Origin of the sequence: Qipengyuania seohaensis (assembly GCF_002795865.1) — a bacterium.
Classification (GTDB): domain Bacteria; phylum Pseudomonadota; class Alphaproteobacteria; order Sphingomonadales; family Sphingomonadaceae; genus Qipengyuania; species Qipengyuania seohaensis.
Genome location: NZ_CP024920.1, coordinates 1968566 through 1989274, shown reverse-complemented (window position 1 = coordinate 1989274; position 20709 = coordinate 1968566). Strand labels below are relative to the sequence as shown.

Genomic DNA, 20709 nt, shown 5'->3' with positions numbered 1-20709 from the left:
TCGCTCGCAGCTTGCGGGAGCGCAGACGACAAGCCCTCGGAGCCTGTGACCGGCTCCGCACCGAAATCGGAAGCAGTAACGGCTCCGGAAACACCGCCTTCCGAACCTGAACCGGCGACCTTTGCCATGACAATGCCGCAGGAAATGCGCGGGATCTGGCATAAGGACATCCTCGGTCGCGCGCCCGATACTGAAGAATGCGATCCGCGCCTGCGCGGCACGATCGACTGGGACCGCCTCATCACGGTGCGCGACAGCGGCTACGTCTATTTCGAAATGAGTGGCCGGATCATGGAAGTGCATAATCGCACCGACACGATGATCGATGCCACTTTCGACACCACCTATGCCGATACTCCCACGAGCGAGCGGCGCGATTTCGCGCTGCAAAACGATGGGACGCTCGCTATCAATCTCGATGACGGCGACGGGGCGATGCAGGTCGTCCAGTACCGCCGGTGCCCGGAGTAAGCTCATGCGTAGGACCTCCAGCATTGCCGCCCTCGCCTCTCTCGCTCTCGTCGCAGCCTGCACAGAGCCGGTCGAAGACAGGCCGGAGCCGGAAGAGACCATGATGCCGGTCGAGCCCGATGGAGGCATCGGCGACGGGGCCACTCCGCTGCCCGAGCTTCTCGGCACGGCTATCCCGGAAACGCTACATGGCCGTTGGGGCCTCGTGCCTGCCGACTGTACCTCCACCGGGGGCGATGCGAAGGGGCTTATCACCATCGATGCGGAGCGGATCGAATTCTATGAATCGCGCGCCGTGGTCGAAAAGGTCGAGGAACAGGACACCGGCATGTTCCGCGCGCGCTTCGCCCTGACCGGTGAAGGCCGGGAATGGAGCCGCGAAATCGAGTGGCGCCTGTCGGAAGACGGCTCGCAGCTCACGCGCTCCGAAACCGGCGATGGTGCAATCGGCGGTCCGCTGACCTATGACAAGTGCGAACCCGAAGGAGAGTGACGATGAAAGCTGTTCTCGCCATCTGTGCCGCCCTGCCGCTCGCAGCCTGCGCGACAGTTCCGGCGCAGGACGAATTGCCGCCACCGCGCGATCCGGGATCATGCGATGCAGCCGCCGTCCAGTCCCACATCGGGCACGAGGCAACCTCGGAAATGGGCGCGGCGATCCTTGCAGAAAGCGGTGCGCGGACCCTGCGCTGGGGCCCGCCCGAATCCGCCTGGACGATGGATTATCGCACGGACCGTGTGAACGTGCGTTATGATCGCGACATGAAAATCACCGCGATCACCTGCGGATGAGCGAGCGGCGACGCACGACCTCGGGTTCGCCTTTCGAGGAGCAATTCGGTTTCTGCCGTGCAGTAAGGGACGGCGATCGCATCATCGTCGCCGGCACCGGCCCGATCGAGGACGACGGGTCGAGCACCCAAGGCGATGCCGCCGCGCAGGCCGCGCGCTGCTGCACACTGATCGTCCGGGCGATCGAGCAACTTGGCGGCTCTGCTGCCGACGTCGTGCGCACCCGCATGTTCCTCACCGATTTCGACGATCAGGCCGCCGTGGGCGAGGTCCACGCCCGCTTCTTCGGCGAAGCGAAACCGGCCGCAACGATGGTCGGCTGCGCATGGCTTTGCCGCAAGGAATGGAAAGTCGAAATCGAGGCGGAAGCAATCGTTCGCGGCTGAGGCCGCCCACCCCTTCCCTTGCCCCCGCGAGAGGTTTAGAGCGCCCTCATGACAGGACAATTCCAGCTTACCGAAGAGCAGCTTGCGATCCAGGAAATGGCGCAGCGCTTCACGGCCGACAACATCACGCCATTCGCCGGCGAATGGGACGAAAAGAGCCACTTCCCGCGCGATGTGATCAAGAGCACCGCCGAACTCGGCTTCGGCGCGATCTACGTCTCCGAAGAGAGCGGCGGGATCGGCCTCGGTCGGCTCGAGGCGGCGCTGATCATGGAAGCCATGGCTTATGGCTGCCCGACTACCAGCGCATTTATCTCCATCCACAACATGGCGAGCTGGATGATCGACCAGTTCGGGTCGCAGGACGTGAAGGACCGGTACCTTCCCGACCTCGTCAGCATGGAAAAAATCGCCAGCTACTGCCTTACCGAACCTGGCAGCGGCTCCGACGCGGCGGGCCTGAAGGCCAGCGCCGTACTGGATGGCGACCACTACGTCCTGAACGGCACCAAGCAGTTCATTTCCGGCGGCGGCGTCAACGACGTATACGTCACCATGGTTCGCACTTCCGATCACAAGACCAAGGGCATCACCTGCTTGGTGATCGACAAGGACACGCCGGGCGTATCCTTCGGCAAGCCGGAAAAGAAGCTCGGCTGGAATGCCTCGCCCACCGCACAGGTCATCTTCGAAGATGCGCGCGTGCCGGTCGCCAACCGCGTCGGTGACGAAGGCGAAGGTTTCCGTTTCGCGATGATGGGCCTTGATGGCGGACGCCTGAATATCGGCGCGTGCTCGCTGGGCGGTGCGCAGCGCTGCCTCGACGAGGCGGTTGCCTACACCAAGGACCGCAAGCAGTTCGACTCGGCGATTGCCGACTTCCAGAACACGCAGTTCATGCTCGCCGACATGGCGACCGACCTCGAAGCCTCGCGCGCCCTGCTCTATCTCGCGGCCGCCAAGGTCACCGACAACGCGCCCGACAAGTCGCGCTTTTCCGCCATGGCCAAGCGCCTTGCGACCGACAATGGCAGCAAGATCGTCAACGACGCACTGCAGCTGTTTGGCGGCTATGGCTACTTGAAGGAATACCCGATCGAGCGGTTCTGGCGCGACCTGCGCGTCCACTCGATCCTCGAAGGCACCAACCAGGTCATGCGCATGATCGTGGGCCGTGACCTTTTGCGCCAGTGAGCACCGAAATGACTGACGACATTCTGATCCACACCCATGGCCGCGTGGGCCATATTTCGCTCAATCGTCCCAAGGCGCTGCATGCGCTGACGCTCGACATGTGCCACGCGATGAGCGCGGCGCTTTCCGAGTGGGAGAAGGACGATGCTATCGAAGCGGTCATCCTCGATCATTCGGAAGGGCGCGGGTTTTGCGCCGGGGGCGACATCAACCTGCTGCGCCATTCCGCGCTGAACGATGGCGGCGAGAGCGGCCGCAAGTTCTTCCACGACGAGTACCAACTCAACCACCAGATGATGACCTATGGAAAGCCCATCGTGGCCTTCATGGACGGTATCACCATGGGCGGCGGCGTGGGTATCGCCCTGCCCTGCACTCACCGCGTTGCGACCGAGAACACCCGTTTCGCCATGCCCGAAACCGGCATCGGCCTGTTTCCGGACGTGGGCGGCGGCTGGCACCTCTCGCGCCTTGGCGGGCGGCTCGGCGAATTCCTTGCGCTGACCGGCGCGCGGCTCGACGGGGCGGAATGCCTCTGGGCCGGTATCGCCACCCATTACGTGCCGAGCGAGATGCTCCCCGAGGTCAAGGCGCGCATCATCGACAAGCCCGATCGTATCCGCGGCATCCTGTCCGAACCCGTCGGCACCCCGCCCAAAGCGCGGATCGAGGGCAATGCCGACAAGATCGCGAAGCACTTCGCCTCCGACCGTTATGAAGACATTCTCGCCAGCCTCGAAAAGGCGGCCGATGACGGTGACGAATGGGCGGCCAAGGAGCGCGACACGCTCGGCACCAAGAGCCCGCAGACCTGCAAGGTCGCGCTGCGCCAGCTGGCGACCAGCCGCGAGCTCGACAGTTTCGCCGACAACATGGCGATGGAATACCGCATCGCCAGCCGCGTTCTGACCCGCCCCGACTTCGCCGAGGGCGTGCGCGCGGTGATCGTGGACAAGAACAACGACCCCAAATGGGACCCGGCAACGCCCGAGGGCGTGAGCGAGGAACTGCTCGACAGCATCTTCGCCCCGCTTCCCGCAGACGAGGAATGGAAACCCCTATGAGTTACGAGACCATCACCGTCGAACAGCGTGACGCGGTCACGCTGATCACGCTCAACCGCCCCAAGGCGCTGAATGCGCTGAACAGCAAGGTGCTGGAAGAGCTGACCGAGGCGTTTGCCGCCTACCAGGCCGACAGCAGCCAGCTTTGCGCGGTCCTGACCGGTTCGGGCGACAAGGCCTTTGCCGCTGGTGCCGACATCAAGGAAATGAGCGAGAAGGCGGCTGCCGACTTCTACCTCGAGGACTTCTTCTCGCCCTGGACCAGCGAGATCGTGAAGAAGACCCGCAAGCCGTGGATCGCCGCGGTCAACGGCTTTGCGCTGGGCGGCGGGTGCGAGCTTGCCATGATGGCGGACTTCATTATCGCCAGCGAGAACGCCAAGTTCGGCCAGCCCGAAATCAAGCTCGGCGTTGCCCCCGGCATGGGCGGATCGCAGCGCCTGACCAAGGCCATCGGCAAGTCGAAGGCGATGGAAATGTGCCTGACGGGCCGCATGATGGGCGCCGAGGAAGCCGAACGCAGCAATCTCGTCGCGCGCGTGGTTCTGCATGACGATTTGCTCGACGATGCGATGAAAACCGCCGCGCAGATCGCTTCGATGCCGCCGATGGCTGCCATCGCGAACAAGGAAATGGTCAACGCCGCTTTCGAGACCAGCCTCGACCAGGGCCTGATCATCGAACGCCGCATCTTCCAGATCCTCACCGCGAGCGAGGACAAGAAGGAAGGCATGGCCGCCTTCGTCGAAAAGCGTGAAGGCAAGTGGAAAGGGCGTTAAGGCAACGCCCTTTCCTACAATGCCGCGCTGGCGTTAGCTGCGCTTTCAATGAAAGTTCGTCGCCTGAGAAAGCGGGCGCAGAGTGTAAACTTCGGGTTCATCCAAATAAACGCGTAAAATCAAAGGGATGGAATCGAATGGCACGGGCGACACACTGTCGCCTTTGTCACCCAATCGAAGCCCGGCAAAGACCGGGTAGACGGAGAGAGATCATGAAAATCGCCTTCATCGGCCTCGGCAATATGGGCGGCGGGATGGCCGCGAACCTCGTGAAGGCGGGGCACGAGGTGAATGCCTTCGACCTGTCGGAAGAGGCGCTGGCGACGGCCAAGGACAATGGCTGCGCGACCTTCACCGACGCGGCTGAAGCCGTGCAAGGTGTCGACGGTGTCGTGACCATGCTCCCCAATGGCGGGATCGTGAAGTCCGTCTACGAAGGCAGCGTGATCGGCAAGGCGCCCGCAGGCGCGGTGCTGCTCGACTGCTCGACCATCGACGTCGCCACCGCCAAGGACGTGAACGCCAAGGCCGAAGCCGCCGGATACGACATGGTCGACGCGCCCGTCTCCGGCGGGATCGCGGCGGCCAATGGCGGCACGCTCACCTTCATGGTCGGCGGCACCGAGAAGGCGTTCAGGCGCGCCGAAGAGGTGCTTCAGGCGATGGGCAAGGCGGTCATCCACGCAGGCGATGCTGGGGCTGGCCAGACGGCCAAGATCTGCAACAACATGCTCCTCGCCATCTCGATGATCGGGACCGCCGAAGCGATGAAGATGGCCGAGAAGCTCGGCCTCGATCCGCAGAAATTCTACGAGATCAGCTCGCAGTCCTCAGGCTATTGCTGGTCGCTCAACGCCTACACCCCGATGCCCGGCGTGGGCGTGGAAAGCCCGGCGGACAATGACTACAAGGGCGGCTTCGCCACGGCACTGATGTTGAAGGACCTGCGCCTGGCGATGGATGCGGCGAAGGATGTGGATGCGACCACCGTGCTTGGCGCGAAAGCGGCGGAAATCTACGAGGAACTCGCCAGGGAACACGGCGGCCTCGACTTCTCCTCGGTGATCAAGACGCTCTGAGGTCTTCCAGCACCGCCGCGAGCCATTCGCGCGGGGCTTTGCGCCGGCCGATGTCGGAAACGAATTCCTGACCGCGCGCGACGCTCTTCACCTTGCGTCCGCGAAGCCAGCGGTCCGCGCGGTCGTGATAGGTCAGTCCCCCGCGCTTCAGCCATTCCGGCCTGTTCCACAGCGAAGGCGGCCCTTCCTTGACCGTAAGCCGCAATACGGATGAGGCGCGCTTGGCCGTGCCACCCGGCCCGACATAAAGGCAGTCATTGCTGCCATGCATGGCGAGCGCGTGCGGGTGGCGATGTGCGCGAAATTCATCGCGCTCCTCATCGCTGCAGCTGGCGAGATGGACCATGCGCTTCACCTCCATCCAGCCGAAGATGCGGTGGTGGGGCTCGCCACTGTCCTCTTCGCGGAAGAGGCCGAAGAACAGGAAGATATCGCCCACGCCGACGCCCTGGTTGGCGAGATGCGTCTGCGCCGCGCCGACCTGTCCGAAGATGCAGGTGCCATCGCCCGTGAACATGGGATCGTGGTGGCACAGGTCCGCCGCGCCGAGCTTACCGCGACTGGCTGCCTGCGCGTGCTCGCCCAGCCCGAGCGCGCCATAGCTCGTGTTCGAGGCCGCGCCGGCGGGGATCGGCAGGCTTATCGGCACGCCGTCCACGATCGGCGACGGGCCTCCGCCCGCCGCGCTGTCGAAGCCCTTGCGGCTGAAGACGATCTTCATGACCGCCCCCGGGCGATCAACGACCGCCCTGCTCGCTCATCGTCGGTTGGCCCGACGGAGCCATCGGCTCCTCATACGCCAGCACCGGCTTGCGCGCGGCGAGCGTTTCGTCGAGGCGGCGGCGCGGTGCGTAATGCGGCGCGGTCTTCAGTGTCGCATCGCCGGACTTGGCCCGTTCCGCCACGCTGCGCAGCGCGGCGATGAACTGGTCGAGCGCAGCCTTGCTCTCGGTCTCGGTCGGCTCGACCAACATCGCGCCATGCACCACCAGCGGGAAGTACATGGTCATCGGGTGATAGCCTTCGTCGATCAGCCCCTTGGCGAGATCGAGCGTCGAGATATCCTCGGCGAAACCGGCGTCGGAGAACAGCGCCTCGTGCATGCACGGACCGCTCGGTCCGAAGGGCGCATCGAGCACATCGTCGAGACTGCGCAGCACGTAATTGGCGTTGAGCACCGCGTCCTCGGCGACCTGCTTCAGCCCGTCCGCACCGTGGCTGAGCATATAGGTCAGCGCGCGGGTGAACATGCCCATCTGCCCATGGAACGCGGTCATGCGGCCGAAGGCTTGTGTGTGTCCGTACTCGTCTGCGTTCTCTTCCTCGACGAGGTGCACCTCGCCATCCTTGTCGCGCACCACGTAGGGAAGCGGGCCAAACGGGGCGAGCGCTTCGGACAGCACGACCGGGCCGGAACCCGGGCCGCCGCCGCCATGCGGGGTGGAGAAAGTCTTGTGCAAATTGATGTGCATCGCATCGACGCCGAGGTCGCCGGGGCGCACCTTGCCGACGATGGCGTTGAAGTTCGCGCCATCGCAATAGACGAAGCCGCCTGCTGCGTGCACCGCGTCCGAGATCGCCTTCATGTCACGCTCGAACAGGCCGCAGGTATTGGGGTTGGTGATCATCACCGCAGCCACATCGGGGCCGAGGCGCGCCTTGAGCGCTTCGAGATCGACGCGGCCTTCGGCGGTCGCGGGAATATCTTCGACCTCGTAACCGGCAAAGGCAGCGGTTGCCGGGTTGGTGCCGTGCGCGCTTTCGGGGACAAGCACGACCTTGCGTGCATCACCGCGCGCTTCAAGCGCGGCGCGGATGCAAAGAATGCCGCACAATTCTCCATGCGCGCCTGCCTTCGGGCTCATCGCGACGCCGTGCATGCCGGTCAGGTCGATAAGCCAGTTTGCGAGCTCGTTGATGACTTCAAGCGCGCCGGGCACGGTCTGGACCGGCTGCAGCGGATGGACATCCGCAAAGCCGGGCATGCGCGCGACCTTCTCGTTGAGGCGCGGGTTATGCTTCATCGTGCAGCTGCCGAGCGGGAAAAAGCCGAGATCGATGCCGTAGTTCTGGCGCGAAAGACGAGTGTAGTGGCGCACCGCTTCAGGTTCGGACAGGCCCGGCAGGCCGATCGCCTCAGCGCGGTCCATGCCGCCGAGACGCGTTGCCGTGTCCGAAGGTTCGGGCAGGTCGACGCCAGTCGTCTCGACATGACCGATCTCGAACAGCAGCGGTTCTTCGAGCATCAGCGCGCGATTGCCGGTGACGGTGTCGGGGCCGCTCATCGCGTTGTGATCTTCGACCGGGGTACCGGGCTTCCAGCCGGACTGGTTGGGCGCGCTCATGACAGCACCTCCTCGAGAGCGGAGGCAAGGGTCTCGATGTCCTCGTCGGTGGTGGTTTCGGTGACGGCGACCAGCAGGCCATCGGCAAGCTCGGCATTGTTCGGGAACAGCCGGCCGAGCGATACGCCGGCGAGGATGTCCCGCTCTGCCAGAGTACGCACAACTGCGCGCGCATCGGTGCCGAGCCGGATCGTGAATTCGTTGAAGAAACTGTCGTTGAGGACGCTCACGCCCGGTACCTTCGAGAGGCGCTCTACCGCGTGGCAGGCGAGGCGGTGGTTCTCCATCGCGAGGCGGCGGAGGCCCTTCTCGCCCAGCAGCGTCATGTGCACGCTGAATGCCAGCGCACAGAGACCTGAGTTGGTGCAGATATTCGACGTCGCCTTCTCGCGGCGGATATGCTGCTCGCGGGTGGAAAGCGTCAGGACGAACCCGCGCTTGCTTTCTGCGTCGACGGTCTCGCCGCACAGACGGCCCGGCATCTGGCGCACGTGCTTCGGGCTGGTGACGGCGAAGAGGCCGAGATACGGGCCGCCGAACTGGAGGCCGACGCCAAGCGACTGCCCTTCACCGACGACAATATCCGCGCCCATTTCGCCGGGCGACTTGATCGCACCCAGAGCCACGGGCTCCGTGTTGACGACGATCAGCAGCGCGCCCTTTTCATGCGCCGCATCGGCGATGGGCTGCAGGTCGGTCACGCGGCCGAGGATGTCGGGATACTGGACGACCACGCAGCTGGTGTCGTCGTCGATCCGCGCGATCAGCCCGTCATTGTCGGGCTGGGCCTGCAAGGCGGGGCTGGCGTGCGCGATCTCGTCTTCGGTGAACTTCGCCATGGTCTTCACGACCTCGGCATAGTGGGGGTGCAATGCGCCCGACAGCACGACCTTGCGCTTCTTGCCGCGGGCGATCCGGCTGGCCATGGCGACCGCTTCCCAGCAGGCCGTCGAGCCGTCGTACATCGAGGCATTGGCCACGTGGCAGCCATAGAGCCGCGCCACCTGCGTCTGGAATTCGAACAGCATCTGCAGCGTGCCCTGCGCGATTTCCGGCTGGTAGGGCGTGTAGGCGGTTAGGAATTCGCCGCGCTGGATAATGTGATCGACGCTGGCCGGGACGTGGTGCTTGTATGCCCCTGCCCCCAAGAAGAACGCCGCATCGGACGCCGCGAGGTTCTTTTTCGAGAGCCGCCGCATGTGCTTCTCGACCGCCATTTCGCTGGCATGCATGGGCAGGCCCTCGATCGGACCGGTCAGCCGCGCCTCCTCGGGCACGTCGGAAAACAGCGCGTCCACATCGGGCGCACCGATCGTCTCAAGCATCGCCGAACGATCGGCTTCGGTAAGCGGCAGATAACGCATTGAATAACCCCTGGCGCCCGGTCGGGCGTTTAGATCAAAGCTCGTCGCAGAAGTTCTTGTAGGCCTTGTCGTCCATCAGCCCTTCGAGCTGGGACTTGTCGGAAACGGTCATGCGGAAGAACCACCCGTCTTCCTCGGGAGAGGTGTTGACGAGCGCCGGATCGTCTTCGAGCGCGGAATTGGCTTCCGTCACTTCGCCGCTGATCGGTGCGTAGACGTCGCTCGCGGCCTTGACGCTTTCGACCACGGCAGCGTCCTTGCCCTTTTCCAGCATGGTGCCGCTTTCAGGCAGTTCGACGAACACGATATCGCCAAGCTGACCCTGCGCGTAATCGGTAATCCCGACCGTGGCAGTGTCGCCTTCCAGGTCGATCCATTCATGTTCTTCGGTGAAATAACGAGCCATCAGTCTCACTTCCCTCTGTGATAGCGGTGGGGGACGAAGGGCATGGTCGTGACCTTCGCGGGCAGTCTCTTGTTACGAACCTCGACCTCGACCTCGGTTCCCGGTTCGATGTGGCTTTTTTCAAGATAGCCCATCGCGATCGGGTGACCGAGCGATGGCGAGAAGCCGCCGCTGGTAATGCGGCCGATCTCCGTATCGCCGTCGAAAACCTTGGCGCCTTCGCGGGCGGGCAAGCGCCCTTCGAAGGTCAGGCCGACGCGCTTGCGTGCGGGGCCGGCGTTGAAGACGTCCATCACTTTTTCATGGCCCATCCAGCCGCCTTCCTCGCGGCGGCGCTTGGTCAGCGCGAAGCCGAGGTCGGCCGACACGGGATCGGTTTCGGTCGTGATGTCGTGGCCATAGAGCGGCAGGCCGGCTTCGAGGCGCAGGCTGTCGCGTGCGCCCAGGCCGCAAGGGCGAACCTCGATTTCGGCGCAGAGGCGATCGCACAGGCTCTCTGCGAATTCGGCAGGGACCGAAATTTCGAAGCCGTCTTCGCCGGTATAGCCCGCGCGCGTGATGCGTAGTGGCCATTCGCCGAAGTCGTGAACGACGCTTTCCATGAAAATCATGTCGTCGATAGTGTTACGCATCACGCGGTTGAGGGCCGTGGCAGCATTCGGACCCTGCAGGGCAACCAAGGCCTGTTCGTCCAGGTGCGTCAGGGTAATTTCGTCGGGCAAATGTTCACGAAGGTGGGCGATATCGTCCCATTTCATCGCGCCGTTGACGACGATGTAATACGCCGGGTCGCCCCAATGCCCTTCGGTGCCCGCCTCTTCGTCGGCCTCGATCCACGGCGTGGCGTTGGTGACCATGAGGTCATCCAGGATGCCGCCGTCTTCGTCGATAAGGAGCGAATAGCGCACCTTGCCGGGCTTCAGTGTGGTGATCGCACCGGGCAGCAGCTTTTCCAGCTCCGCGGCGACGTTTTCGCCGGTCAGCATCAGCTGGCCCATGTGGCTCACATCGAACAGACCCGCCTGGCTGCGCGTCCATTCGTGTTCGGCGACGATGCCGCCACCCGATTCAGCCGAATACTGGATCGGCATTTCATAGCCCGCGAACGGGACCATGCGCGCGCCCTTGCGGCGATGCCATGCATCCAGCGGCAGCTGTTCGATTTCCTGCGGTGTGTCGGTAGTATCGCTCAAGACGCATCCCTTGGTGGCAAGCATGGAAGCGCCGCGAACGGCGCTGAAACAACCCATGCCCCCTCTGTCGGGAAACCTGAGAGACTGGCGCGCAAATGAGCACGCGTACCCCTTCGGTGGTCCGCCGCGGCTGCGACAAACGCTTTCCAGAGTGTCGATGGCAGCGCACGGTCCCTTGGCCTGAGAGTTTCCGGGGCGGTTGCTCCTTCGGCGCCGGGCGGGTGTCCCCCGCACAGGCTCTCCCATGCGCGCCTGCCGCAGAATCGCTCCTGCAGCCGACGGTTCAGCCCTGCGCGATCACGACGCTGCGGTCAATCCAGATTGGGCCTCAACCAGCGCTCTGCGGTGGCAATATCCACACCGCGGCGCGCGGCGTAATCTTCCAGCTGGTCGCGGCCGATGCGGGCGACGCCGAAATACTGGCTTTCCGGGTGTCCGAAATAGAACCCGCTGACCGCTGCCGTGGGATACATGGCGAAGTTTTCCGTCAGGGTCAGGCCGGTGTACTTTTCCGCATCGAGCAGGTCGAAGAGGATGGGTTTGAGGCTGTGGTCGGGGCACGCGGGATAACCCGGTGCAGGGCGAATACCGCGGTACTCCTCCTTGATCAGCGCCGTATTGGTCAGCTGTTCATGCGGCGCGTAGCCCCACAGTTCGGTGCGCGTGAACTGGTGAAGACGCTCGGCAAACGCTTCCGCAAAGCGGTCGGCCAGTGCTTTCAGGAGGATGTCGGAGTAGTCGTCCTTGTCGTCGAGGAAGCGCTTGGAATGCGGCTCGATCCCGTGGATGCCGACGGCGAACCCGCCGATCCAGTCACCTGCCGGGTCGATGAAGTCGGCAAGGCACATATTTGCGCGGTCGCGCGATTTCTTCACCTGCTGGCGCAGGAAAGGCAGGACCACGTGTTCTTCGCGATCGACGCGGTGGATCGTGACATCGTCCCCGTCCCGCGCGCAGGGCCAGAACCCTGCCACGCCCTTCGCGGTCAGCCACTTCTCCTCCACGATGCGGTCGAGCATGGCGTTGGCATCGTCGAACAATTGCTGTGCGGTCTCGCCCACCACCTCGTCCGTCAGGATCGCCGGATAGTTTCCGTGCAATTCCCAGGCCCGGAAGAACGGCGTCCAGTCGATATATTCGCGCAGATCCGCCAGATCCCAGTCCTCGAAGGCGTGGATACCGGGCTTCAACGGCGGCGCTGCTTTGTCGGAAAGGAAGGCGTCGTAATAATTCGCCCGTGCCTCCTCGATCGGCAGCAGGACGCTCTGCCCCTTGCCGGCACGTGCGTCGCGCACCTTCTGGTATTCGGCAGCTGTGGTCTCGACGAACTCGTCCCGCTGGGTGTCGGATAGCAGGCGGCTGGCGACGCCCACCGCTCGGCTGGCGTCGAGTACGTGGATCACCGGCCCGTCATAGGCGGGATCGATCCGCAGGGCGGTGTGGACCTTGCTCGTGGTGGCCCCGCCGATCAGCAGCGGCATGGTGAGCCCGTCGCGCTGCATTTCTTCCGCCACAGTGACCATCTCGTCCAGCGATGGTGTGATAAGACCGGACAGTCCGATCATGTCGGCATTTCGATCCTTGGCGGTCTGGATGATCGTAGACCACGGCACCATGACGCCGAGATCGATCACCTCGTAGCCGTTACACTGCAGCACCACGCCCACGATATTCTTGCCTATATCGTGTACATCGCCCTTTACGGTGGCCATCACGATCTTGCCCTTGGACTGGTCGGCGAGGCCGGATGCCTTCTTCTCCGCCTCGATGAAGGGAATGAGGTGTGCGACCGCCTTCTTCATGACCCGCGCCGACTTGACCACTTGCGGCAGGAACATCTTTCCGCTGCCGAACAGGTCGCCGACCACGTTCATGCCGTCCATCAGCGGGCCTTCGATCACCTCGATCGGGCGGTCGAACTGCTGGCGCGCCTCCTCGGTATCGCCCACGACATAGGCATCGATACCCTTGACGAGCGCGTGTTCGAGACGGCGTGCAACATTCCAGCCGCGCCATTCCTCGGCGGCCTTTTCGTCGGCTGCGGACTTGCCCTTGTAGCTCTCGGCTAGGTCGATCAGTCGCTCTGTCGCGTCTTTGCGGCGCATGAGGATGACGTCCTCGCACGCTTCGCGCAATTCGGGGTCGATCTGGTCGTAGACGTCAAGCTGGCCCGCGTTAACGATGGCCATGTCGAGCCCGGCGGGGATCGCGTGATAGAGAAATACCGAGTGCATCGCGCGGCGCACGGTCTCGTTGCCGCGGAAGCTGAAGGAGAGATTGGAAAGCCCGCCGCTGGTCTTGGCATTCGGGCATCGTTGTTTGATCTCGCGCACAGCCTCAATGAAATCGAGCCCGTAGCGGTCATGCTCCTCGATCCCGGTCGCCACGGCGAAAATGTTCGGATCAAAAATGATGTCTTCGGAAGGAAAACCCATTCCCGTCAGCAGGTTGTATGCGCGCGCGCAAATCTCGACCTTGCGCTCTTTCGTATCGGCCTGACCGGTCTCGTCGAAGGCCATTACGACCACCGCCGCGCCGTAATCCATGCAGATACGTGCGTGTTCGAGGAAAACTCCCTCGCCTTCCTTCATGCTGATCGAATTGACGATCGGCTTGCCCGAAACGCATTTCAGCCCCGCCTCGATCACTTCGAATTTCGAGCTGTCGATCATCACCGGGACCCGAGCGATGTCGGGCTCGGCGGCGATCAGCTTGAGGAAGGTCGTCATCGCCTTCTCGGCGTCGAGCAAGCCTTCGTCCATGTTGACGTCGATTATCTGCGCGCCGTTCTCGACCTGCTGGCGCGCAACCTCGACTGCGGCGTCGTAATCGTCCGCCATGATGAGCTTCTTGAACCGGGCCGATCCCGTCACATTGGTGCGTTCGCCGATATTGACGAAGCGGGCGGTTGTGAGGTCACTCATCAGGCGGCAATCGTGAAGGGTTCGAGACCTGCGAGACGCATTTCCGACTCGCGCGACGGGACTGTGCGCGGTGTCAGCCCTTCGACAGCGCGTGCCATCGCGGCGATATGATCCGGCGTGGACCCGCAGCATCCGCCCAGCGCATTTATGCGGCGATTTTCCGCCCACACGCGGGTCAGCGCGGCGGTCGTATCCGGCACTTCGTCATATTCGCCGAGATCGTTCGGCAGGCCTGCATTGGGGTAGGCCATCAAATAGGTGTCCGCGATATCGGACAGGATCTGGACGTGGGGTCGCAATTGTTCCGCACCGAAGCTGCAATTGAGACCGATGGTCAAAGGCTTGGCATGGCGCACCGTGTACCAGAAGGCTTCCACCGTGTGTCCCGACAGATTACGACCCGAAAGATCGGTCAGCGTCAGCGAGATCATCAGGGGGATGTCCTGCCCGAGCTCACGCTCCAACTGCTTCACCGCCATGATCGCCGCCTTGCAATTCAGCGTATCGAATACGGTTTCGACGAGGATGAAATCGGCCCCGCCTTCGATCAGCGCCGCACATTGTTCACGGTAGACATCGACGATCTCTTCAAAGCTCACCTCGCGGTAGCCCGGATCCTCGACGTCGGGCGAAAGCGACAGGGTCTTGTTCGTCGGCCCCACCGCCCCTGCAACGAATCGCGCGATGCCATCGTCCCGAGCATCCACAGCTTCGCGAATGATACGCGCGGCGGAAACGTTGATGTCGCGCACCAGCTCTTCGGCACCGTAATCTGCCTGGCTGATCCGGTTGGCGTTGAAGGTGTTTGTTGCAAGGATATGCGCACCTGCATCAATGTAGCTGTCGCAAATCTTGCGGATCACCTGCGGCTGGGTGAGATTGACCAGGTCGTTGTTACCCTTCTGGTCCTGCGTCAGGTCTGCGCCCTCCGCATAGTCCTCGGGAGCGAGATTGGCGCGCTGGATTTCGGTGCCATAGGGCCCGTCCTTGATAAGGATGCGCTGCGCGGCAGCGGCGATGAAGTCGTCTCTCTTTGACATGGTCAGGCCTTCGGTCGCAGGCCGAGCATATGGCAAATCGCATAGCTCAGCTCGGCGCGGTTGAGGGTGTAGAAATGAAACTGGCGCACGCCGCCGGCATAGAGGCGGCGGCACATTTCGGCCGCGATGGTGGCTGATACGAGCTGGCGCGCATCGGGTTTCTCGTCGAGACCTGCGAACAGGCCTTCCATCCAGCCCGGAATGCCGGTGCCGCAAAGACCGCTCATGCGCTGGACCGCACCGAAGCTCAGCACCGGCATGATACCGGGCACGATCTCGCCATCGATCCCTGCGGCAACGGCTTTGTCGCGAAAATCGAAGAAGCACTCCGGCTCGAAAAAGAATTGGGTGATTGCGCGCGTAGCGCCCGCATCGAATTTGCGCTTCAGATTGTCGAGATCGGCCTGGCGATCGGGCGAGTCGGGATGAACTTCGGGATATGCGGCGACCGAAATCTCGAAATCGGCCACGCGTTTCAAGCCCGCAATCAGCTCGACTGCATTGGCATAGCCCCCGGGATGCGGGGCGTAGTCTGTTCCGCCCTCGGGGGGATCACCCCTGAGCGCCACGATATGGCGGACGCCCTCTTCCCAGTATTCGCGTGCGACCGCATCGACCTCTTCGCGGGTCGCATTGACGCAGGTCAGGTGGGCCGCGGCCGGCATCGAGGTTTCATTGACGATCCTGCGAACCGCCGCATGGGTGCGTTCGCGTGTGGAGCCACCGGCACCGTAAGTGACCGAGACGAAGCGCGGCGAGAGCGGCGCAAGTGTCTCGACGCTTTCCCAAAGGGTCTGCGCCATCTTGTCGCTCTTGGGCGGAAAGAATTCGAAGCTGACCTCGATGTCACCGGGAAGACCGGAGAACAAAGGCGTCTCGAGGGCGCGCTGCGCTTCTCGCATCTGGTCGAGTGTCGGGCTCACAATACTTTCCTTGCTTGGGCCGCGATGCGGCGTGCGACCCATATTTTTACTGCCAGTTCGCCATCCTCGAGCGATGCCGGCTGGTCCGGCTGATAACCCGCCTCTGCCAGGAGGCCTGCCATGTGATCATCGGTAAAACCAAGGCGGGCATGTGCATGGCGCTCGCGAAGTTCCTCGCGGTGATGGGCGGCAAAATCGACGATCGCTATACGGCCACCTTCCCGGGTGACGCGCGCAGCTTCTGCCAGCACAAGGCTTGGATCGTTGGCAAAATGCAGAACCTGATGGAACATCACGGTATCGAAACTGTCCTCCGGGAATGGAAGCGACGCGAAATCACCCTGCATCAGCTCCACCCTGTCGGCAGGCAGATGCTGGAGTTTGGCTCTCGCCACACGAAGCATGGCCAGGCTCTTGTCCAGTGCGACGATATTGTCGGCTTTCTTGGCAAAGAGTTCCGCCATGCGGCCCGTGCCGGTACCGATATCGAGCAACCGCCCGAGCGGGCCATCGCCAAGCGCCGAGCGGAGGGCGCTTTCCACCTCGTCGTCCGACGAATGCAGGCGGCGCAATTCGTCCCAATCGTGGGCATGATCGGCGAAATATTGTTCTGCCTGCTGCTCTCTCGCGGAACGAATTTCCGACAGCTTGCGGCGATCGGCCCCGCACAGAGCCGCGAACCCCTCGTCGGTCCGCTCCGCCTCGCGAAGCAATTCCAGAATACCGGCGGCCATCGGGGCATCTCCGCGAGCCCTGAGAAATATCCAGCTTCCCTCGCGCCTGCGCTCCGCAAGGCTGGCATCGCACAGGATCCCGATGTGCCGCGATACGCGCGGCTGGCTCTGGCCAAGCACCTGCGCCACTTCGCCTACGGCAAGTTCCATCGAACCCAGCAAACGCAGGATACGCATCCTGGTTGGGTCGGAGAGTGCACGGAAGATTGCTTCGGTCCGCATTGCGGTAACATATAAAGATATTTTTATATGTGTAAATCACCCACGCCGTTTTTGACGAACCGAATGATTGGAGCCGACGAAACGCGTGTTCCGCTAACCGTTAATTTACCACTGATCGCCACAATCCCTCCTGAATTTCCTGCGCCGCCGTCTCTTCGGCAGCCGCACCTTCGGGAGGATCGATGCCCAAGCGTTTTCAGCCCTGGCTGCGGCCGGTGCGACAGCCCCTCGCGGGCTGGACTGAAGGCGCAGCCTCATGATCCATTCAATGCCGGATCCCGATGGCGAACGCGTGGTCTCGGATCTCCTCGCCTACATGACGACGGAGGAAAAGGCCGGGCAACTGGCCATAGTTTCGGCACCTGACCCGCAGGATCGCGCAGAAGTCGAACGCTTCACACACGCATTGCGCAGTGGCCGGGTGACGGCAGTCGAGGGAACGAGTTCCAAGATACAGGCCGAAGCTTTCCAGCAAATCGCGATCGAGGAATCGCGGCTTGGCATCCCGCTGCTTTTCCCCATGGAAACGGGTACGGGCATCGAAACGATTTTCCCCTCCCCGCTGGCGGCGGCCGCAAGCTGGGACATGGATGCGATCTCCGACGCCGAAGCGGTGATCGCGCAGGAAGCCCATGCGCTGGGCTGCAATTGGGCCTTGGCGCCGGACGCGGGATACTTGCCTTCCACCATGCAGGCCGACGAGGCAACAGACGATCAGGTCGATCTTGTCGCGGCCATAGCTGCTGCGCGGGTTCGAGGGCTGCAGGGCCTCGGCGCCCCCTCGCACGAAGGGATCCTGGCCTGCCTCGATCTCGCCTCGATCGTCGGCCGGGCTGCTGCTGGCGGTTCTCACGAAAGGGACATCGCGGAAGCCATGCGCATCGCGGCAAGTGTCGCGGAACAGGGCTATCTCGGCTCGATTTCCGTGGGCGGTGGCAACGTCCAGCAACGCCGCGCAGCACGCAAGGCCTTCTCGTTTCTCCAGGGAGCAGGAGCATTCGAGGGGATTATCCTGTCCGAATGGAAAGCCCTGGCCGCGGCTGCACGCGACAGCGAACCTATCGAGAGTGGCGACTCCATGCCTGTGGATGCGCTGGTTGCGGCAATCGAAAAAGGCAAACTTCCGCTCGCCAGGCTGGATGATGCCGTGTCGCGCGTGCTGCGCGCCAAATATGCGCTGGGCCTGTTCACCCTCCCACTCGGCAAGGAAGCAGTCCGGAGCCGGGGTAGCCTCCCGACACCGATCCAGAACCGGGAAACCGCCCTCACCCTGGCCAAGCATTCGATCGTGTTGCTGCGAAACGAACCGGCCATGCTTCCGCTCGGCTTCGATTCCGGCGACATTCTTGTCATCGGTGCTGCGGCCACCGATCGCAGCGCGCCGCTGGCAGGCCGCGCCGGGCATGCCGCCAGCCTTATCGATGGCCTCGAACAACTCGGTATACCGCACAAGTTCGCGCCCGGCCTCGCGCTGCGCCACGACGCGACCGGCATCGGTCGGATGATCGAAGCGGATAGCATGGCCATCGGCATGGCCTGCGAAGCGGCCAAACGCGCCCGGACGGTCATCGTCACCTTGGGCGGCCGCGAAGGGAACGACCTGGCCGAAGCGGAAAGGCAGCTCATCGCATCGCTGCGCACGGTTACCGAGCGTATCGTGCTCGTGACACTCGGCGCCGCTCCGATCGATCCGGTGATTGGCAACGAACCCCTGGCATGCGTCCTTCACGCCGGACAGCTTGGCACGATGAGCGGCCATGCGATCGCGGAAATCCTGACCGGAGAAGCGACTCCGAGCGGGAAGCTTCCCGTGGCTATCAGGGCCTCCGCAGGAAACCGCGGCCTGCCATTCGGCCACGGCCTGCATTATGCGGATTTCGCATTGACCGACTTCACTCTCGATCTTGCATCCGATCGCCTGATTGCGAGCGTCAGCATCCGCAATCTGGCAGATGTCGCCGGCGTGGAGACGGTCCAGCTGTACTTGCGGCGGTATCGCGGAAACCACTTGCCTAGCCGCCTGAACCTGCGCGGCTTTCAACGGATCTCGCTTGCTCCCGGAGAACGCAGGGCGGTGACTTTCGAGATCGGTCGCGAACAGATCGGACAGCATCGCGAAGACGGGCGGTATTTCACCGAAGGCGGACTTTACGACGTACGGATCGGACTATCGTCCAAGCGCGTGCTCGGCGGTGAAATCGAGGTTCCCGACGCAATCGCCCGGGCCATGAACAGCGCCTACGCCGGCGGCGGTCACGCCGTGCCTATTGGACAGCGCAGGGCTTGAGGCGAGGCACCGCGCGTAACGCCGTGCCTCCCCTGCAAAGCTGACTTTAGACGGCAGCGTCGCGCTTTACCGTGATGACCTGCGGATTGGTGAATTCCTTAAGGCCATCGAGACCGTATTCCGCGCCGATGCCCGATTGCTTGTGTCCGCCAAACGGCGTGAAGGGCGACAGCTGCATGAATTCGTTGACCCAGACCGTACCGGTTTCGAGCTGCTCGGCAATCTCGACACCCTTCTCCGTATCCTTGGTCCAGACCGCGCCGGCGAGACCGTATTCGGAGTTGTTGGCCCTCTCGATCGCTTCCTCCACGGTCGCGAACTTCATCAGGGGCATGACCGGTCCGAACTGTTCCTCTGCCACGATGCGGGCATCTTCCGGCGGATTGTCGAGGATCGTGATCGGCACGTAGTATCCCGTGCCCGAAGGATCGGTGTCGCCGCCCGTCAGGAAATGGTAGCCATTATCCTTGGCGTCCTGGATCAGCTCGCAGACGCGTTCGAATTGCTTCTTGTTCTGGATCGGCCCGACCCCGGTGCCCTGCTGAGAACCGTCGCCGACGACGACGCCCTTCGCATATTCGGCAATCGCCTTGCTGAGATCGTCGTAGATGTCTTCGTGGATGTAGATTCGCTTGGCCGCGATGCAGACCTGGCCGGCGTTGGAGAAGCTCGACCAGAACAGCTGCTCGGCGACCTTTTCGACATCGGCGTCCGGCAGGACGATGGAGGCGTCGTTGCCGCCAAGTTCCAGGGTGATCCGCTTCAGGTCGCGCGATGCGCCTTCCATGATCTTCTTGCCGGTAGCAGTCGAGCCGGTGAAGGTGATCTTGTCGATGCCCGGATGTTCGGTGATCATCGGTCCGAGTTCATCGGGCCCAGTGATGATGTTGACCGTACCGGCAGGGACGACATCCTTGATCAGCTCTGCGATGCGCAGGGTCGTCAGCGGGGTGAAGGGCGACGGCTTGAGAACGATGGTGCAGCCCGCCACCAGCGCAGGCACGATCTTCTGGATCGCCATCATGATGGGAAAGTTCCACGGCACAATGCCGCCGACCACGCCAACCGGGACGCGGCGGGTCCGCGAAAGGCGGGTGTCGTCATCCTGGTTGATCACATCGTCGAGCGTAAGGGTCGATTGCGCTGCCGCGAGACCCGCAGCGCCGTAAATTTCCTGCTGAGCCTGTGCATGGGGCTTGCCCTGCTCGCTGGTTAGCAGGCGGTAGAGTTCTTCAGCATTGTCCTTGATCGCGGCAGCAATGGCCTGGACCACTTTCTGGCGCTCTTCAGAGCTGGTCTTTTTCCAGGTCTTGAAGGCGCGCCGGGCGGCATCGACGGCCCGGTCGAGTTCGTCCTTGGTGCACGACGGGACGACGCCGATGACCTGCTCGTTGGCGGGATTGACGACTTCGATGGTGTCGGCGGTGGTGACCATTTCTCCGTCGATCAGGTTGGCATAGGCTTTGGTCATCGTCTCTCTCCTCAAGCGCAAGAATCGGTTGCTTA

General features: G+C 63.0%; 19 protein-coding genes and 2 riboswitches. Of the genes, 9 read left to right on the top strand and 10 right to left on the bottom strand.

The genetic code is table 11. From position 1 onward, the window contains the following. The first annotated feature begins 45 nt into the window (after window positions 1–45). From CVE41_RS09775 to mmsB, 8 genes are all read left to right on the top strand, one after another. On the top strand, window positions 46–471 hold the full coding sequence (locus CVE41_RS09775; protein WP_100260473.1) for a hypothetical protein: 426 nt from the start codon (window positions 46–48) through the stop codon (window positions 469–471). A gap of 4 nt (window positions 472–475) precedes the next feature. Then, entirely contained in the window at window positions 476–964 is a 489-nt protein-coding gene (locus CVE41_RS09770; RefSeq protein ID WP_198507645.1) for a hypothetical protein, read from the top strand. A gap of 2 nt (window positions 965–966) precedes the next feature. After that, complete coding sequence (locus CVE41_RS09765) at window positions 967–1263, top strand: I78 family peptidase inhibitor (RefSeq protein WP_100260472.1); 297 nt, start codon at window positions 967–969, stop codon at window positions 1261–1263. Continuing rightward, window positions 1260–1649 carry a RidA family protein gene (locus CVE41_RS09760; RefSeq protein ID WP_100260471.1) on the top strand — a complete coding sequence of 130 codons (390 nt, stop codon included), beginning with the start codon at window positions 1260–1262 and terminating at the stop codon, window positions 1647–1649. The genes CVE41_RS09765 and CVE41_RS09760 overlap by 4 nt, the downstream gene beginning before the upstream one ends. Window positions 1650–1697: 48 nt before the next feature. Further along, complete coding sequence (locus CVE41_RS09755; protein WP_100260470.1) at window positions 1698–2843, top strand: acyl-CoA dehydrogenase family protein; 1146 nt, start codon at window positions 1698–1700, stop codon at window positions 2841–2843. A gap of 8 nt (window positions 2844–2851) precedes the next feature. Then, window positions 2852–3907, top strand: coding sequence for an enoyl-CoA hydratase/isomerase family protein (locus CVE41_RS09750; RefSeq protein ID WP_100261477.1), 1056 nt, complete (start codon window positions 2852–2854; stop codon window positions 3905–3907). Then, window positions 3904–4686 (top strand): enoyl-CoA hydratase-related protein, encoded by a 783-nt coding sequence (locus CVE41_RS09745; protein ID WP_100260469.1) that lies wholly within the window; start codon window positions 3904–3906, stop codon window positions 4684–4686. The genes CVE41_RS09750 and CVE41_RS09745 overlap by 4 nt, the downstream gene beginning before the upstream one ends. Window positions 4687–4898: 212 nt before the next feature. Next, complete coding sequence (gene mmsB, locus CVE41_RS09740) at window positions 4899–5765, top strand: 3-hydroxyisobutyrate dehydrogenase (protein WP_100260468.1); 867 nt, start codon at window positions 4899–4901, stop codon at window positions 5763–5765. Here the strand turns inward: mmsB and CVE41_RS09735 are convergent. The 9 genes from CVE41_RS09735 to CVE41_RS09695 form a co-directional block, all read right to left on the bottom strand. Continuing rightward, window positions 5752–6486 (bottom strand): Nmad3 family putative nucleotide modification protein, encoded by a 735-nt coding sequence (locus CVE41_RS09735; RefSeq protein WP_100260467.1) that lies wholly within the window; start codon window positions 6484–6486, stop codon window positions 5752–5754. The two genes, mmsB and CVE41_RS09735, sit on opposite strands and share 14 nt — an antisense overlap. A gap of 16 nt (window positions 6487–6502) precedes the next feature. Continuing rightward, window positions 6503–8110 (bottom strand): aminomethyl-transferring glycine dehydrogenase subunit GcvPB, encoded by a 1608-nt coding sequence (gene gcvPB, locus CVE41_RS09730; protein ID WP_100260466.1) that lies wholly within the window; start codon window positions 8108–8110, stop codon window positions 6503–6505. After that, window positions 8107–9474: an aminomethyl-transferring glycine dehydrogenase subunit GcvPA gene (gene gcvPA, locus CVE41_RS09725; protein WP_100260465.1), complete on the bottom strand. Its 1368-nt coding sequence runs from the start codon at window positions 9472–9474 to the stop codon at window positions 8107–8109. Before gcvPA ends, gcvPB begins: the two co-directional genes overlap by 4 nt. Before the next feature lie 34 nt (window positions 9475–9508). Continuing rightward, the gene (gene gcvH, locus CVE41_RS09720) at window positions 9509–9880 is read right to left on the bottom strand and encodes a glycine cleavage system protein GcvH (protein WP_100260464.1); all 372 of its coding nucleotides are present in this window, start codon (window positions 9878–9880) and stop codon (window positions 9509–9511) included. A 5-nt stretch (window positions 9881–9885) separates the two neighbouring features. Beyond that, window positions 9886–11073, bottom strand: a complete 1188-nt coding sequence (gcvT, locus tag CVE41_RS09715) for a glycine cleavage system aminomethyltransferase GcvT (protein ID WP_100261476.1) — start codon at window positions 11071–11073, stop codon at window positions 9886–9888. Between the two features lie 54 nt (window positions 11074–11127). Beyond that, window positions 11128–11231: riboswitch (glycine riboswitch) on the bottom strand. Next, window positions 11232–11328: riboswitch (glycine riboswitch) on the bottom strand. It abuts the riboswitch before it with no gap. Between the two features lie 56 nt (window positions 11329–11384). Next, the gene (gene metH, locus CVE41_RS09710) at window positions 11385–13997 is read right to left on the bottom strand and encodes a methionine synthase (protein WP_100260463.1); all 2613 of its coding nucleotides are present in this window, start codon (window positions 13995–13997) and stop codon (window positions 11385–11387) included. Beyond that, the gene (locus tag CVE41_RS09705) at window positions 13997–15037 is read right to left on the bottom strand and encodes a homocysteine S-methyltransferase family protein (RefSeq protein ID WP_100260462.1); all 1041 of its coding nucleotides are present in this window, start codon (window positions 15035–15037) and stop codon (window positions 13997–13999) included. The genes metH and CVE41_RS09705 overlap by 1 nt, the downstream gene beginning before the upstream one ends. 2 nt (window positions 15038–15039) lie before the next feature. After that, a complete protein-coding gene (gene metF, locus CVE41_RS09700) occupies window positions 15040–15939 on the bottom strand; it encodes a methylenetetrahydrofolate reductase [NAD(P)H] (RefSeq protein WP_100261475.1) in 900 nt (299 codons plus the stop codon). 17 nt (window positions 15940–15956) lie between these two features. Further along, the gene (locus CVE41_RS09695) at window positions 15957–16916 is read right to left on the bottom strand and encodes an ArsR/SmtB family transcription factor (protein WP_100260461.1); all 960 of its coding nucleotides are present in this window, start codon (window positions 16914–16916) and stop codon (window positions 15957–15959) included. A 256-nt stretch (window positions 16917–17172) separates the two neighbouring features. On the opposite strand from CVE41_RS09695, the gene CVE41_RS09690 reads away from it, so the two are divergent. Next, on the top strand, window positions 17173–19203 hold the full coding sequence (locus CVE41_RS09690) for a glycoside hydrolase family 3 C-terminal domain-containing protein (RefSeq protein WP_100260460.1): 2031 nt from the start codon (window positions 17173–17175) through the stop codon (window positions 19201–19203). Between the two features lie 46 nt (window positions 19204–19249). On the opposite strand, the gene CVE41_RS09685 is transcribed toward CVE41_RS09690, so the two are convergent. Further along, entirely contained in the window at window positions 19250–20674 is a 1425-nt protein-coding gene (locus CVE41_RS09685) for an aldehyde dehydrogenase family protein (RefSeq protein ID WP_100260459.1), read from the bottom strand. Window positions 20675–20709 lie beyond the last annotated feature (35 nt).

What these genes read in the sequence shown, in the direction of transcription:
- CVE41_RS09770 (WP_198507645.1), top strand. Translation starts at nt 476, where the DNA reads ATGCGTAGGACCTCCAGCATTGCCGCCCTCGCCTCTCTCGCTCTCGTC.
- gcvH (WP_100260464.1), bottom strand. Translation starts at nt 9,880, where the DNA reads ATGGCTCGTTATTTCACCGAAGAACATGAATGGATCGACCTGGAAGGC.
- CVE41_RS09685 (WP_100260459.1), bottom strand. Translation starts at nt 20,674, where the DNA reads ATGACCAAAGCCTATGCCAACCTGATCGACGGAGAAATGGTCACCACC.
- gcvPB (WP_100260466.1), bottom strand. Translation starts at nt 8,110, where the DNA reads ATGAGCGCGCCCAACCAGTCCGGCTGGAAGCCCGGTACCCCGGTCGAA.
- CVE41_RS09760 (WP_100260471.1), top strand. Translation starts at nt 1,260, where the DNA reads ATGAGCGAGCGGCGACGCACGACCTCGGGTTCGCCTTTCGAGGAGCAA.
- mmsB (WP_100260468.1), top strand. Translation starts at nt 4,899, where the DNA reads ATGAAAATCGCCTTCATCGGCCTCGGCAATATGGGCGGCGGGATGGCC.
- CVE41_RS09690 (WP_100260460.1), top strand. Translation starts at nt 17,173, where the DNA reads ATGATCCATTCAATGCCGGATCCCGATGGCGAACGCGTGGTCTCGGAT.
- CVE41_RS09750 (WP_100261477.1), top strand. Translation starts at nt 2,852, where the DNA reads ATGACTGACGACATTCTGATCCACACCCATGGCCGCGTGGGCCATATT.
- CVE41_RS09745 (WP_100260469.1), top strand. Translation starts at nt 3,904, where the DNA reads ATGAGTTACGAGACCATCACCGTCGAACAGCGTGACGCGGTCACGCTG.
- metF (WP_100261475.1), bottom strand. Translation starts at nt 15,939, where the DNA reads ATGCGAGAAGCGCAGCGCGCCCTCGAGACGCCTTTGTTCTCCGGTCTT.
- CVE41_RS09705 (WP_100260462.1), bottom strand. Translation starts at nt 15,037, where the DNA reads ATGTCAAAGAGAGACGACTTCATCGCCGCTGCCGCGCAGCGCATCCTT.
- CVE41_RS09765 (WP_100260472.1), top strand. Translation starts at nt 967, where the DNA reads ATGAAAGCTGTTCTCGCCATCTGTGCCGCCCTGCCGCTCGCAGCCTGC.
- CVE41_RS09735 (WP_100260467.1), bottom strand. Translation starts at nt 6,486, where the DNA reads ATGAAGATCGTCTTCAGCCGCAAGGGCTTCGACAGCGCGGCGGGCGGA.
- gcvPA (WP_100260465.1), bottom strand. Translation starts at nt 9,474, where the DNA reads ATGCGTTATCTGCCGCTTACCGAAGCCGATCGTTCGGCGATGCTTGAG.
- CVE41_RS09695 (WP_100260461.1), bottom strand. Translation starts at nt 16,916, where the DNA reads ATGCGGACCGAAGCAATCTTCCGTGCACTCTCCGACCCAACCAGGATG.
- CVE41_RS09755 (WP_100260470.1), top strand. Translation starts at nt 1,698, where the DNA reads ATGACAGGACAATTCCAGCTTACCGAAGAGCAGCTTGCGATCCAGGAA.
- metH (WP_100260463.1), bottom strand. Translation starts at nt 13,997, where the DNA reads ATGAGTGACCTCACAACCGCCCGCTTCGTCAATATCGGCGAACGCACC.